General features: G+C 58.2%; 11 protein-coding genes. 4 read left to right on the top strand and 7 right to left on the bottom strand.

Features of this window, described 5'->3' with window-relative positions; translation table 11 throughout:
- Positions 1-173: 173 nt before the first annotated feature.
- On the bottom strand, positions 174-1,511 hold the full coding sequence (gdhA, locus tag LHW45_03705; GenBank protein ID MCB5284683.1) for an NADP-specific glutamate dehydrogenase: 1,338 nt from the start codon (positions 1,509-1,511) through the stop codon (positions 174-176).
- Between the two features lie 58 nt (positions 1,512-1,569).
- Positions 1,570-2,793, bottom strand: a complete 1,224-nt coding sequence (locus LHW45_03700; GenBank protein ID MCB5284682.1) for a 6-phosphofructokinase — start codon at positions 2,791-2,793, stop codon at positions 1,570-1,572.
- A gap of 143 nt (positions 2,794-2,936) precedes the next feature.
- On the opposite strand from LHW45_03700, the gene dnaX reads away from it, so the two are divergent.
- Positions 2,937-4,541: a DNA polymerase III subunit gamma/tau gene (gene dnaX, locus LHW45_03695; protein ID MCB5284681.1), complete on the top strand. Its 1,605-nt coding sequence runs from the start codon at positions 2,937-2,939 to the stop codon at positions 4,539-4,541.
- Positions 4,542-4,741: 200 nt separating this feature from the next.
- Here the strand turns inward: dnaX and LHW45_03690 are convergent, their stop codons facing one another.
- Positions 4,742-4,990: a hypothetical protein gene (locus LHW45_03690; protein ID MCB5284680.1), complete on the bottom strand. Its 249-nt coding sequence runs from the start codon at positions 4,988-4,990 to the stop codon at positions 4,742-4,744.
- A 136-nt stretch (positions 4,991-5,126) separates the two neighbouring features.
- On the opposite strand from LHW45_03690, the gene LHW45_03685 reads away from it, so the two are divergent.
- On the top strand, positions 5,127-5,531 hold the full coding sequence (locus tag LHW45_03685) for a hypothetical protein (protein ID MCB5284679.1): 405 nt from the start codon (positions 5,127-5,129) through the stop codon (positions 5,529-5,531).
- A gap of 20 nt (positions 5,532-5,551) precedes the next feature.
- Here LHW45_03685 and LHW45_03680 read toward each other — a convergent pair whose 3' ends face one another.
- Both LHW45_03680 and LHW45_03675 read right to left on the bottom strand, forming a co-directional pair.
- On the bottom strand, positions 5,552-6,130 hold the full coding sequence (locus tag LHW45_03680; protein ID MCB5284678.1) for a hypothetical protein: 579 nt from the start codon (positions 6,128-6,130) through the stop codon (positions 5,552-5,554).
- Between the two features lie 94 nt (positions 6,131-6,224).
- On the bottom strand, positions 6,225-7,910 hold the full coding sequence (locus tag LHW45_03675; protein MCB5284677.1) for a glutamine--tRNA ligase/YqeY domain fusion protein: 1,686 nt from the start codon (positions 7,908-7,910) through the stop codon (positions 6,225-6,227).
- 176 nt (positions 7,911-8,086) lie between these two features.
- On the opposite strand from LHW45_03675, the gene LHW45_03670 reads away from it, so the two are divergent.
- Both LHW45_03670 and LHW45_03665 read left to right on the top strand, forming a co-directional pair.
- Positions 8,087-9,247: a glycosyltransferase family 4 protein gene (locus tag LHW45_03670; GenBank protein ID MCB5284676.1), complete on the top strand. Its 1,161-nt coding sequence runs from the start codon at positions 8,087-8,089 to the stop codon at positions 9,245-9,247.
- Complete coding sequence (locus LHW45_03665; protein MCB5284675.1) at positions 9,234-10,502, top strand: glycosyltransferase; 1,269 nt, start codon at positions 9,234-9,236, stop codon at positions 10,500-10,502. Before LHW45_03670 ends, LHW45_03665 begins: the two co-directional genes overlap by 14 nt.
- 567 nt (positions 10,503-11,069) lie before the next feature.
- Here LHW45_03665 and LHW45_03660 read toward each other — a convergent pair.
- Together LHW45_03660 and LHW45_03655 are read right to left on the bottom strand one after the other, a co-directional pair.
- The gene (locus LHW45_03660; protein ID MCB5284674.1) at positions 11,070-12,131 is read right to left on the bottom strand and encodes a glycosyltransferase family 9 protein; all 1,062 of its coding nucleotides are present in this window, start codon (positions 12,129-12,131) and stop codon (positions 11,070-11,072) included.
- Positions 12,128-13,477: a polysaccharide biosynthesis C-terminal domain-containing protein gene (locus LHW45_03655; protein ID MCB5284673.1), complete on the bottom strand. Its 1,350-nt coding sequence runs from the start codon at positions 13,475-13,477 to the stop codon at positions 12,128-12,130. The genes LHW45_03660 and LHW45_03655 overlap by 4 nt, the downstream gene beginning before the upstream one ends.
- Between the last annotated feature and the right edge of the window lie 118 nt (positions 13,478-13,595).

Below are 13,595 nucleotides of genomic sequence, written 5' to 3'. Positions count from 1 at the left end.
TCCCATTCACTTCCCATACGCCTCCCCCTGACTTCCCGCCTGTCAAGCGGGAACTAGGCGGGAGGCGAACAAGGGGCGGATGGGAGGGGGGAAAGGGCGGGACGTTCAGAATTCCAGGTAAAAGAAAACCCGGCTCGGAGGAGCCGGGTGATATGTGGGATCGTTATGTTTGTTTAGATAAGACCCTGATCGCACATGGCGTTGGCGACTTTCAGGAAGCCGGCAACGTTGGCGCCTTTCACATAGTTCACATAGCCGTCGGCCTGTTTGCCGTTGTCCCGGCAGGCTTCGTGGATGTTCTTCATGATGGAGTGCAGGCGGGCGTCCACTTCTTCGCGGTCCCAGCCGAGGCGCATGGAGTTCTGGGTCATTTCCAGTCCGCTAGTGGCCACACCGCCGGCGTTGGCGGCTTTGCCTGGCGCGAAGAGGATCTTGGCGTTCATGAACACTTCCACCGCTTCCGGAGTGCAGGGCATGTTCGCGGCTTCGGTAACGCAGAAGCAGCCATTCTTCACGAGGTTTTTGGCATCTTCCACATCCAGTTCGTTCTGGGTGGCGCAGGGGATGGCCACATCCACCGGAACTTCCCAGGGACGCTTGCCTTCGATGAATTTGGCTTTGGGGAAGACCTGCGCGTAATCGATCACGCGGTCGTTGTTGGAAGCGCGGAGCTCGAGCAGATAGTCGATCTTTTCGCCGGAAACGCCGTCCTCATCGTAGATGTAGCCGTCTGGACCGGAGAGGGTGACAACCTTGCCGCCCAGTTCGTTGATCTTCTGGGCAGCGCCCCAGGCGACGTTGCCAAAGCCGGACAGCGCCACGCGCAGCCCTTCGAAGCTCTTGCCCTGGGTCTTGAGCATTTCCTCGGCGAAATAGACAACGCCGAAGCCGGTGGCTTCAGGACGGATGAGGCTTCCGCCCCAGGTACGGCCTTTGCCGGTGAGCACGCCGGTGAATTCGTTCACCAGCTTTCTATAGTAACCATACAGATAGCCGATCTCGCGGCCGCCCACACCGATGTCGCCGGCGGGAACGTCCGTGTTCGGACCGATATGGCGGTAAAGCTCAGCCATGAAAGATTGGCAGAAACGCATGATCTCGGCGTCGGATTTGCCTTTGGCGTCAAAATCCGAACCGCCTTTGCCGCCGCCCATGGGGAGGGTGGTGAGGCTGTTTTTGAAGATCTGCTCGAAACCGAGGAACTTCAAAATTGAGAGGTTCACGCTGGGGTGGAAGCGCAGGCCGCCCTTGTAGGGGCCAATGGCGCTGTTGAACTGCACGCGGTAGCCGCGCTGCACATGAACTTCACCCTTGTCATCCATCCAGGGCACGCGAAACATGATCGTGCGTTCCGGCTCGACCAAGCGTTCCAGAATGTTCGCTTTCACAAAGCGCGGGTTGTCTTGGTAGACGTCCCAAATGGTTTCGACAACTTCTTTTACCGCCTGCAAAAATTCCGGTTGGCCCGGATTCTTGGCGGCGACTTTGTCCATGAATTCCTGAAAGGTCATGGTTTCCTCCATGTCTGTATTTGTTTTTTAAACCACTTTTTTATTGCGCGACTTAATGTCAAGTGTTTCCCTTAAGCAATTTTGCCACCCTGGGGGCGCGGAGCCTGTGCGCGGAGGCGAAACCGGAGCCGAGCAGCGGTCGCAGGTAATACTTGAATTCGTCGGTGATCCCGTTGCCGCTGGAATTGATGTATTCATCAGGCATGTGGCGGGTTTTGCGGGCGACGTCAGCCAGCTTTTCCAGCTGGTAGTTCACGGAGTAAAATCCCGTGCGCTGGATGGAGATGGAGCCGTCCAGATTGTACCAGATGGCGTAATGGGCGGCGCGTTCGCCCACCTCGCGGGCCTCGCGCTGGTCCACATCCGAAACGCAGCCCATGAAAGAACGCTGCAGATAGCCAAAGGTGTCGGAGCGCACGCGCTTGATCTGCAGTTTTTCCTTCACCAGGTCACCGAGGAGGTCGCCCAGCATTCCGGTGCCGGAAAGCTGCACGTTGCCGTGGGCGTCGGTTTCGCTGTTTTTGGTGAGAATGGTCATCATGGGCGTGCCGTGTTCGTCCACGATCCCCTCCGAAACGGCGATCACGCAGCGTCCGAATTGGTCGTAAACGCGTTTCACGTCGGCCAGGAAATTTTCCTGTTTGAAGGGCCGTTCGGGCAGGTAAACCAGATGGGGGCCGTCATCGGGATACTTTTGGGCCAGGGCCGCCGCGGCAGTGAGAAAACCGGCGTGACGCCCCATCACCACACCGATGTAGACTCCGGGCAGGGCGCGGTTGTCCAGGTTCACCCCGGTGAAGGCCGAGGCCACGAATCTGGCCGCGGAACCGTAGCCAGGGGTGTGATCGCTGAGCACGAGGTCGTTGTCGATGGTTTTGGGAATGTGGATGGCGCGGAACTCGTAATCGGCCTGGTTGGCCTGTTCATTCACGATGCGCACGGTATCGGCGGAATCGTTGCCGCCGATATAGAAGAAATAGCGGACGTCATGGGCTTTGAGCACCCGGAAGATCTCGCGGCAGTACTGTTCGTCCGGTTTGTCGCGCGTGGAAAGCAGCGCCGAGGAGGGTGTGTCGGCCACCTGTTCCAGATTGTGCGTGGTTTCCTGGGTGAGATCGATGAACTGTTCGTTCACGATGCCCTGCACGCCGTAAAGCGCTCCGTAAACCCGTGTGACCTGCTGAAATTTCCTTGCCTCCAGGGTTACCCCCACCAAAGACTGGTTGATCACGGCCGTCGGGCCTCCGCCCTGGGCGATCACCACTTTTCCTTCCAGTTTCATCTCTAAACCTCACAGCTAATCATTTAAAAGGATTGTCCCGGCAACGGCCGGGTAGAATCCCCATAAATGAAGCGGCTGAATTTGTCCAGCAGAAAATGCTTGCCTGAAAGACCGGGCTGAAAAAGAATGACGACGGAGCACAGATGAGCTATATCGTACTTGCCAGAAAATACCGCCCGCAAACCTTCAGCGAGGTTTACGCGCAGGAACACATCACCGAAATACTGCACAATGCCATTCTCAGCAACCGCATCGCCCACGCCTATCTTTTCACCGGGCCGCGGGGAGTGGGAAAAACTTCCATGGCCCGCATCCTGGCCAAAAACCTAAACTGCGTGGAAGGGCCCACCGTCACCCCCTGCAACAAATGCCACAACTGCCTGGAGATCGCGGCCGGTACGTCTTCGGACGTGATCGAGATCGACGGCGCCTCGAACACCGGGGTGGACGACATCCGCGAGCTGCAGCGCGAGCTGCTTTACGCCCCCAGCCAGTCACCCTGGAAGATCTATATCATCGACGAAGTGCACATGCTCTCCAAAAGCGCGTTCAACGCCCTGCTCAAAACTCTGGAGGAACCGCCGGAAAACGTGCTCTTCATCTTTGCCACCACCGAACCCTTCAAGGTTCCGGCCACCATCATCTCCCGCTGCCAGCGCTACGATTTCAAGCGCATCCCGATCGATTCCATCGTGAAACGGCTCAAGGAGCTGATGCGGGAGGAAAACATCGAGATCGACGCGGAATCGCTGCACATGATCGCCCGCAAGGCCGACGGCAGCCTGCGCGACGCTTTGTCGCTGACCGACCAGGTGCTTTCCTACTGCCAAAACAAAGTCAGCATCGACAAGGTGCGCGAGATCTTCGGCCTCATCCCCACCCAGATCTACTGCGAACTGCTGCGGCTGATCCAGGCGAGGGAAAACTCCGCCCTGCTGGAAAGGCTGCAGTCCATATTTGAGGAAGGCGTGGACCTGCAGGAATTTCTGAACAACATGATGGAATTCGTCCGCATCGTGATCCTGCGCAAGATAGGGATGTCGCCCAGCGAGGTCACCAGTGAGGAATATCCTCTCTACGACGAGATCGCAGCCCTCTTCAGCCGGGAAAACCTGCTCTACATCATGAGCATGCTGATGCAGGCCCGAAACGAGATCAAGAGCAGCGGAAACCCTTATCTGATCTTCGAACTGATGATGCTCAAGCTCTGCAAGCTGGATGAGATGGAGGATGTGGCCCAGTTGATCGCCAAGCTCTCTTCCGGCACCGTGTCCTCTGCCCCGGCCAGCATCTCCCTTTCTCCGGCGGCCAGACCGGCACCGACACCCGGCCCGGAAAAAAAGCCGGAACCCGCGCGGACCGCCGAACCCGCTCCCAGCAACAAACTGGAGTTCAACCAAGCCAACCTGGACAAGGTCTGGGACCGGATCAAGGCCCGGGTCAAGAAGGAAAGCAGCACCTCCGGGATCGCGCTCGGCACCTCCAGCTGCGAAGTGAAGGAAGGTTTCAAGCTGCTGCTCAAAGTTACCGGCAGCACCAATTTCAAGACCCTGGCAGACTACAAGGATGAGATCACGAAGATCCTGGCGGAATTCTTCACCCAGACGCCGCGCCTGGAACTGGAGCAGCTGGCCAGCGAAGCGCCCACCAAAGTGGAGATCAAACGCCAGACCCTGGAAGACCTTAAAAACCTGGATAAAAACCTTGCCCGCTTCATCGAGATCACAGATTCCAAACTGAGCCAGTAAGTCCGCCCCTCTTGCCTGAAGCGGTTTGAGGCCCAAGCTGGCGGGCGCAAGAGCCATTAACGCCGTCCAAGCCCCATCTGCCCCGCTTTTCGGCTGGATAAAAGATCAGGCGCCGAACCGGGCCTCATCCCCGCAATGCTTGCAAGGATGGGGTTCCAGGCTGAGCGCCGGATACGCTGGTTGCCCCCGAAGGGGAACGCTTACATCTCGATCAACTGCGCTTCCACATACTCCACCGCGTTGAGTTTTTTCACGATGGTGTTCAGTTTCCGCTTGTCGCCTTCCACTTCCAACACGATCAGGCCGTCGTTGGCGCAGAATTCCTTGGAAACCTCGTGCAAGCCGAGCCGCACCTTGATGTTGCAGCCGTATTCCGTGAGGATGTTTTGCACGATCGCGGCTTCCGTGCTGCGGTGGTCGATCTTGATCAGGATCACTTTGTACTTCATTTTTTCCTCCCGGTATCAGCTTTTTGCAGGCTGGAAATTCTGTCCACCTCTTTTTTGCGCGCCCTCGGAAAGAAAATTCTGTTGACATTACGGGGACTTGAAGTTTAATGGGGGAAAATTGAAAACTGGAGCAAACATGAAATACATTGGCAGCATTTTGGCCATGCTCGGCGGCCTCATCGTGGTGGCGGCAGCGCTGGTATCACTGTTATCCAAAGAAATCAAGGGCATCTGGACCTACGAGTTCAGCAGCACCCAGGAATTCTTCATAGTGGCGGCCATCCTGGCCATCCTGATTACCATCCTCGCCTTTCTTTCCTTCTCCACCAGACCCCGGCTGCTTGGTTCCATCATCATTGTCGCCTCGTTCGCCGGGATCATCGTGGGCAGCACCCTCACGGACATTGCCATGATCTTCAGCAATTTGGGCGGAATAGCCCTGTACACGATGCCCAAGCCGGAAAAAGCCGCGGATAAAAAAGAGCCGCCCCAGGATAAACCCGGGCAGCCCGAAGAACCGGCGACCCCCAATCCCAGTTGAGGGCATCCAACCAGTTTAGCTCAATATTCTTCCTGACCCTCAGGCGCTGGAGCAGGCTCCAGGCCATCGCTTAGTGGCCTGAGGCTGTTCCGCATCCTGGCAAAGATGTCCGCGTTGTTATTGTAGGCGCCGTTTTCGCCGGAGAAGGAAAGCAAGACCAGGCTGGGGCCCAGATCGACGATCACGTTGTACATGCGCATTTCCGCCATGCCCATGAAATCGAGCTTGAGGTCCAGCACGTAGGCGGGCAGGTTGTTCACCTGGCTGTAGCCGCGTTCCAAGGTAACCGCATCTCCAAATCCCAAGGCGGAGATCTCTTGTTCCAGGGAAGCCATCTCGGCTTCCAGGTAGGCGGGCATGATCCCCTCTTCCGCGCTGGTGGAATCAGCTTCCGCGGCTACGGCGATCACCAGCGGCAGGTCGGCTTCCAGTTTGCTGAGGGCCAGCAGGGCGTCTTCATTGATCTGCGCGTCCCAGTCATCAGGATAATCCAGGCTGAAACCGTGTTCAGCGCTGTTCAGCGTGGCCCAGCCCGCTTCCGCCCAGGCCGGCAGCGCCGCCAGGGCCAGTATGGCGATCATAATCGCTAGTTTGTTCATTCTTCCTCCCGGAATGTGTTTTCCGTAAAGCCGCGGAACTCCCTTTTGGGGATGGCTCCGTCCGCAGATGATACTCCCTCCCGGGAGGATCCCCTCAACCTTTTTTGCTCTGCTTGGCCCAACTGTCCTTGAGGGTCACGATGCGGTTGAAGACAGGTTTTTCCCGGGTGGAATCGTCATCCGCGCAGAAATATCCCTGCCGCATGAACTGGAATCTGTCTCCCGGCTCAGCCGCGGCCAGGGAAGGCTCCAGCTTGCAGCCGGAGAGCACTTTCAGCGAATTCGGATCCAGGTAATCGTGGTAATCCCTGCCCTCTTCCATGGCGTTGAAATCGGCCAGGGTGAAAAGCTGGTCGTAGAGCCGGATCTCGGCGTCGATGGCGTGGGCCGCGCTCACCCAGTGGATGGTACCTTTCACCTTGCGTTCGTCAGGTGTCCAGCCACCCCGGGACTGCGGATCGTGGCTGCAGATGATCTCGGTGATGTGGCCGGCGGCGTCTTTGACCACTTCCTTGCAGGTGATGTAGTAGGCGTGTTTGAGCCGCACCTCGGCCCCCGGTGAGAGGCGGAACCAGCCTTTGGCGGGGTTCTCGGAGAAATCGCCGCGCTCGATGAACAGATGTTTTCCGAAAGGCACCAAACGTTTGCCGGCGCTGGCGTCCTCGGGGTTGTTATCGGCTTCCAGTTCCTCAAACTTGTCCTCGGGATAGTTCTCGATGGTCAGCTTCAGCGGCTCCAGCACCGCCATCACGCGGTTGGCGCGCTTGTTCAGGTCTTCCCGCACGCAGAACTGGAGCAGCTCGAAATCCACCATGGAGTTGGCTTTGGCCACTCCGATGCGGTCGGCGAATTCCCGGATCGCCTCCGGCGAAAAGCCCCGGCGCCTCATGCCGGCGATGGTGGGCATGCGCGGATCGTCCCATCCCTTCACCGTGCCGGTTTGCACCAATTCCAGCAGGCGGCGTTTGCTCATCACGGTGTAGCTCAGGTTCAGCCGGGCGAATTCGATCTGTTGCGGGTGGCAGGGCACGGGGAGTTGGTCCAGAAACCAGTCGTAGAGGGGCCTGTGGTCCTCGAACTCCAGGGTGCAGATGGAATGGGTGATCCCTTCGATGGCGTCGGAAATGCAGTGGGTGTAATCATACATGGGATAAACCACCCACTTGGCGCCGGTGCGGTGGTGTTCGGCCTTCTTGATGCGGTAGATCACGGGATCGCGCATGTTCAGGTTCGGAGAGGCCATGTCGATCCTGGCGCGCAGGGATTTGGTCCCCTCTTCGAACTCGCCGTCCCGCATCCTGCGAAAGAGGTCCAGGTTCTCTTCCACGCTTCGGTTGCGGTAAGGGCTGTCCTGGCCCGCGACGGTGAGGGTGCCCCGGTGGGCGCGGATCTCTTCCTGGCTGAGGTCACAAACGTAGGCGAGGCCTTTCTGGATCAGGATCTCGGCGTAGGCATAGAGCTGGTCAAAGTAGTCGGAGGCGTAAAAAAGCTTGTCCTGCCAGTCGAATCCGAGCCAGCGCACATCGGCCAGAATGGAATCCACATACTCGATGTCTTCCTTGATGGGGTTGGTGTCGTCGAAACGCAGATGGCAGACCCCGCCGTAGTCTCTGGCGAGGCCAAAATTGAGGCAGATCGATTTGGCGTGCCCGATGTGCAGATAACCGTTCGGCTCCGGCGGGAAGCGGGTGACCACCTGGCTGTGTTTGCCGCTGGCCAGGTCCTTGTCTATGATCGTGCGGATAAAGTTCGATACCGCTGTTTTGGCGCTGTTTTCCATATAATCTCGCTTAACAAATCAGAATTCCGCACCAATATTTCCGGCCTGCCCCATGAGTCAAGGGAATTGCGAGAATTAGCCCTCAGCCTGCTCCGGCCAAAAAAAGCTTGTCAAAAAACCGCCTGCCCCGTTGCTGGCTTTGGCGTGGGGGCAAATGCCCCGCACGAACAGGCAAAATGAAAAAATTACTGATCCTCAGCGACCTCTACCCCACCCGTCAGGACAACCTGAACGGGATCTTCGTGAAACACCAGGTTGACGCGCTGGCACCGCATTACCAGATTTTGGTGATCGCGTTCCACATTGGCAGCAGTTTCCGGGTGGAGCGGTATGGCCAGGGCCTGGTTTCCGTCTGCTCGATCACCTACCCGGCCCGGAAGGTCCCGTTTCTATCGGCCTTTGCCAGCTTCCCGGCCTTTGCCCTGCCCGTGGCCAGACTGGTCGGGACTCGCTTCCGGCCGGATCTCATCCACGTTCACGATTTCCGCCACATCCCTGAGCTGTTTTGGCTGAAAACCTGGCTGGACCGGGTGGAAACCCCAAAATTCCTAACCCTCCACAACATCCGCACCCACCCCGACCGCCTGGGCGGAAACCGGCTGCTGCCCTTTTACCGCAAGACCCTGCCCAAAGCGCTGGCCCGCTGGGATCACGCTTTCACCGTCAACGCGCGGCTTAAAAACTGGCTGCTGCCGCATCTGGAAGCAGCCAGGATCAGCGTTTTGGGCAACGCGATCGGCCCCAACCCCAACTGCCGGGAGGAGGAACTTACCCCGGTGAGAGCAGGATTGCGGGAGGGCAGCCACAAGCTCATATCCGTGGGCAACCTGACCCCGGAAAAGGGCTTCTCTTATCTGATCGAAGCGGTTAAGATCCTCACAGACAAAGGGCTGGACCTGCAGCTGGTGATCGTGGGCAAGGGAACGGAACGCGCGGCTCTGAACGCGCGGATCAGGGCTTTGGGGCTGGGTGGCAGCATTTGGCTGGCCGGCGGGCTGGATAACCATATCGTGCGCAACCTTTATCAGCACTTCGACCTCTTCGTGCTGCCCAGTTACAGCGAGACCTTTGGCATCGTGTTCCTGGAGGCGATGGATGCCGGCCTGCCGGTGCTGGGCATTGAGAGACAGGGCATCCACGGCCTCTTCGAAGAAGGCCGGGAAGCTCTTTTCGCCCAGCCCCGCGACGCTGCCAGCCTGGCAGACCGGATCGCCAGATTCATCCAGGAACCGGAACTCGCCGCCCAGCTTGCCCGGGCTGGGCAAACGCGGGTCCAGAAGGATTTCATGTTGCCCGGGCTGATCGGCCGGGTGAGGGAAGTGTATGAGCGACAATAAACTGCTGATGATCATCAACGAGTTTCCGCCCACCGGCTTGAGCGGCGTCCAGCGGGCGCTGAAATTCCTCAAATACGCCTGCCGCGAAGGCTGGGAAGTGCACGCTGTCGTGCCCAACAAACCGGTGCGGAAAGAAACTGATCATTCCCTGCTGGTCGACATTCCCCCCGAAGCCCATATCCACCGGGTGGGCGGCTTGGGCATCCGCAGCCGCAACGTGAGCCGGATCACCAGCACCCGCTTTGCCGACACCATGCCCAAAAACCCGCTCTCAAGGGGGTTTTGGACCCTGGCGAAATTCATCAATGACCTCCTTTGGCCCATCGATAAACAGATCGGCTGGATGCCCTTCGCCGCCTGGAAAGCGGCCCGGATCATCCGCCGCCACCAGATCCGCAATCTCTATATCACGGCTTATCCCTACTCCTCCTTCCTGGCCGGGATCAGGCTGAAAAAGCGGTTTAAGGAAAAGATCTTCTGGGTGGCCGATTACCGCGACGCCTGGCAGTTCGCGCCCCTGCTGGACAAAAAAGTGCTGCCCTTCAGAATGAAGCGCATCGAAAAAACCGATGCCAAGGTCCTCAAAACCTGCGATGCTGCGGTGTTCGTAACCCCTCGCACCCGGTTTCTTTACGCGGAAAAATATCCCTGGGCGGCAGATAAGTCCAGGGTGATCACCAACGGCTATGATGAGGACGATTTTGCCTGCCTCTTGCCTGTGCCATATCCAGAACCGACCCTGGTCTATATGGGCAGGATGGACCGCAATTACGGTGATCCGCTCCAGCTCTTCGCCGGAATGGAGCTCGCGTCAATTCCCGGCCTGCGGCTGGTGCATGTGGGCACGATCGACCCCCAGCTGCTAGCCAGGATCGAAGCGAAGGGGATAACGACTTATGACCATCTGGGATACCAGCCTCACCGGACCGCGCTGGAACACATCCTCGGCGCCTGGGCGAATGTGATCATCCGGGACAACAGCCCTGCCTCCGAGCAGGACTACCCCGGCAAACTATTTGAACTGCTGCGGGCGGGCAAGCCCATACTCTCGATCGGCGCTCCCGGATCGATCATCGGGGACCTGCTGCGTGAAACCGGGCTGGGGCTGCATGTTAATTCCGCCGATCCGGATGCCATAGCACGTGCTCTGAACCAGCTTTTAAGGGATCCTCACCAGACCATGGCCCCCTCACCAATAATCAACCAGTTCTCCCGGGCCGAGATCTCCCGGCAGCTGCTGCAGCTTTTCCCCTGAGCCGTTCCTTCGCCAGTTTTTACCCGCCTCCCTCTTAGCTCTGAACAGCCCACCCCTGAAGTGATGACGTCCGGGTAAAGTTCCAGCCGGGCATTGCCTGGACATGGGCTTCACATCACCGGGGCATGATGGATCAAGGCTCTCGTTCAAATCAAGTGGGTGAAGGCGCTAAAGCAGCCAGCAGCCCGGAGGGCGACAGAACGATAGCGAGGGCGCGTAAGCCCCTCAATTGACAAAAAGCTGAGTCAGTTCATTTTCTCCCGAACCCCGGCCCAGGCTCACTGAAGAGTGGGCCTGGGCTGGGGTTCGGTGCTGCTTCAAGGTGTACCTACCTCTCCTAACGAGGGGTTCCGATCGCTAAGCTCTCTCCACACCCTCGCTATCGTTCTGTCGCCCTCACGGGCTTTACCCACTGGATTTGAAAGAAGGCCTGAATTGGGAGGGTCTTGGGATTTGTGGCTCGTTCCCAAACCGGGGCAGGGAGACCGGTGGTTTGCCCCCCGCCTGATGCCCGCGTCAGGTGCGGCCATTTGGCGGGAGCAAGGCCGGAGGATTTAAACCATAACTTTAGGTATCATTGGCAAAAACGCTGTCCAGGATAGGTTTAAGGGCAACATATACTTTTTGGGGGCTCAGCCCGGTGAGGCATTCCGCCTGGCAGTTCCTTTGCTTGCTCCTCACGCAGGGCGCGCAGTGGATGGGAAGCCTTACGACCTGGCTGTTGGGTGAAAAGGGTGCCGTCTGGGCTTCGTCTCCGGGCCCGAAGATGGTGAGCGAGGGGATGCGGAAACAGGAGGCGATGTGCCCCAGGCCTGAATCGGTGTTCACAAATGCCTGGCAGCGGGCGATGAAGGCCGCCACGTTGGCCAGGGACGTCCTTCGGAGCAGATGGACCCCCTCGATCCGTGCCAGAAAAAGGCCGACGTCCTCTTCATCCGGGCCGGCGATCACCACCGTGTGGCAGTCAAAGTCCTGCCTTACAGCCCTGATCAGTTCGGCGAAATACTCCTGCGGCCAGCGCCTGAACTTGTTCCGCGCCATGCAGCCGGGATGGATCGCCAATATGGGTTTGCCGGCCAGACCCTGTTCCCGGAGATAGTCCTCCGCCCAGTTCCGGTGGGCCTCGTTGAGTGCGAAAGCAGTGGCCAGATCCAGCTCTTCCTGGCGCCGCAGCGCTTCCTCCCAACCCGGCAGAGGCAGCACCGCCCTGAGCAGTTCGTAGTTGTTGCGCGTTCTGGGACCTGGGCTGGAATAGGGAACATAATCGGTTAAACCCGGATATTTGATATTACTGTGTTCACTTATCTTATGTTTTGCTTTCAATAACAGCATGAAAAGCCAAGCTTTCCAAGGCTTTACTCCCGTAGTGAACATCACCGCGTGATACCTCTTCCTGCACAAAAACCGGATCGTTCGCGCCAGGGTCAGAGGTTTCCAGCCCCCATAAGCGATCTCATCCACGTAATCCGCTTCCAGAACAGGGATGGCCGCCTGGCGGGGAAAGACCAGCAGGGTGATCCGCAGTTCCGGATGCAGCTTTTTAGCCACTCTCAACGCCGGCGTAAGCAGGATCAGGTCGCCAATGCCCCAGGTGTGGATGATCAGGATTTCCCGAATTGGTCCGTTCATCTGGAATGACCCTTGCCCGGCTTGTTCCTGTTCCGCACATGCAAGGCGGAGAGAAGCTCCCGGCTGAAATCGCGCCAGTCGGTTCTGGCCGGGACCAGGCAGGGCAACATCCGGCCACCGCTGCTGCGCTGTTCATAAGAGATGATCAGTACAAACCAGAGCAGATAGGCAATGTCGGTGGCGAGGGCAGCCCCGTATATTCCCCAAACCGGGATGAGCAGCAGGTTCAGCCCGATGTTGACCATCAGGGCGAGTCCGGCGATGAAGATGGTGGCAACGGGGAAGCCCTTGCTGTTCAGATAGTTGTTGAACAGCGAGCCGAAGCTGAGCCCGTAACTGGCCGGGATCAGCCAAAGATACACCCCGTAGGCAGGCACAAAGTCAGTTCCGTAAAGGGTTTGGAGCACCCACTTGCCCAGCAGGGCAAAGCCGAGGTTGGTGAGGGTGAGAAAGACGAAGAACAGCATCAGCATCTTCTTCATCAAAACCCATTTGGCGCGGTCGTCCGCGGTATCCGAAAGTTTCACGAAGAGAAGGCCTCCGGCCACGTTGGACGCGGCCTGCAGCATGTCCACGATATGGGCTCCGATCGCGTAGATCCCCACCTCCCTGAAGCCAAGGAAATGCTTGATGAGGACAATGTCCGCGCGGATCAGCAGCATGATCAGCAGGCTGGAAAGGAACACCCGGATCCCGAATCTGTAGGATCCCAGCACAAAGCGCGGCTGCCATTCCCGCCACGGATTGCCCCAGCTTTTGGCCAGCAGGAAGAAGAGGCTGGCCGCCGCCAAACCCAGCAGCACCGAGCCCAGGATGAAGGCCAGCCGTCCTTCCCCCCGGAAGAGGAAATAGCCCAGGGCAAAGAGCAGCAGGCAGGCAAAGGAATTGAGGATGTGCCCCAGCGAGTGCAGCCCGACGCGGTCCATGCCCAGATAGAGGCTCTGAAGGTGCATGAACAGCTTGGTGAGGGTGATGAAGCCAATGAAGAGCAGCATGTATAGCGGATCGAAGGCAAAGCCCAGGATGGAGTTCCAGAATCGCAGCAAACCCAGTCCCAAAGCCGCCAGGATCAAAGTCTCCAGCGCGAAGGAGATGATCGCCCAGCCCAGCAGGCTGTTCAGTTTGTCCGGATGTTTGCGGATCAGATAGGGATAACTGCGGTACAGACCCAGATCCAGCGCCATCCAGATGAACCCGCCCAGGGTTACCAGATAGCTGTACTGGCCTTTGAGCTCCACTCCCAAAAAACGTGCCGAGATCCAGCTGCAAAGGAAAGACAGCCCCATGATCAGCAATCTGGAGCTGCCACCCAGCAGGATGTTTTTCTTCAGGTTGATCCCGGGCATAATGTTATGTCCCAGTATCCCCTGAGCAGTTGTTCGAGAACCAAAGCCTTGCCATGGAGTACAGAATTATCCGCCGCCCGCCGGTGTCAAATGTTTCTTTGCGGAAGCGGCAAATTGC

The sequence above is a fragment of the Candidatus Cloacimonadota bacterium genome, assembly GCA_020532085.1.
Classification (GTDB): domain Bacteria; phylum Cloacimonadota; class Cloacimonadia; order Cloacimonadales; family Cloacimonadaceae; genus Syntrophosphaera.
The sequence above is the reverse complement of the archived record's forward strand: the minus strand, read 5'-3'. Positions and strand labels throughout refer to the sequence as shown.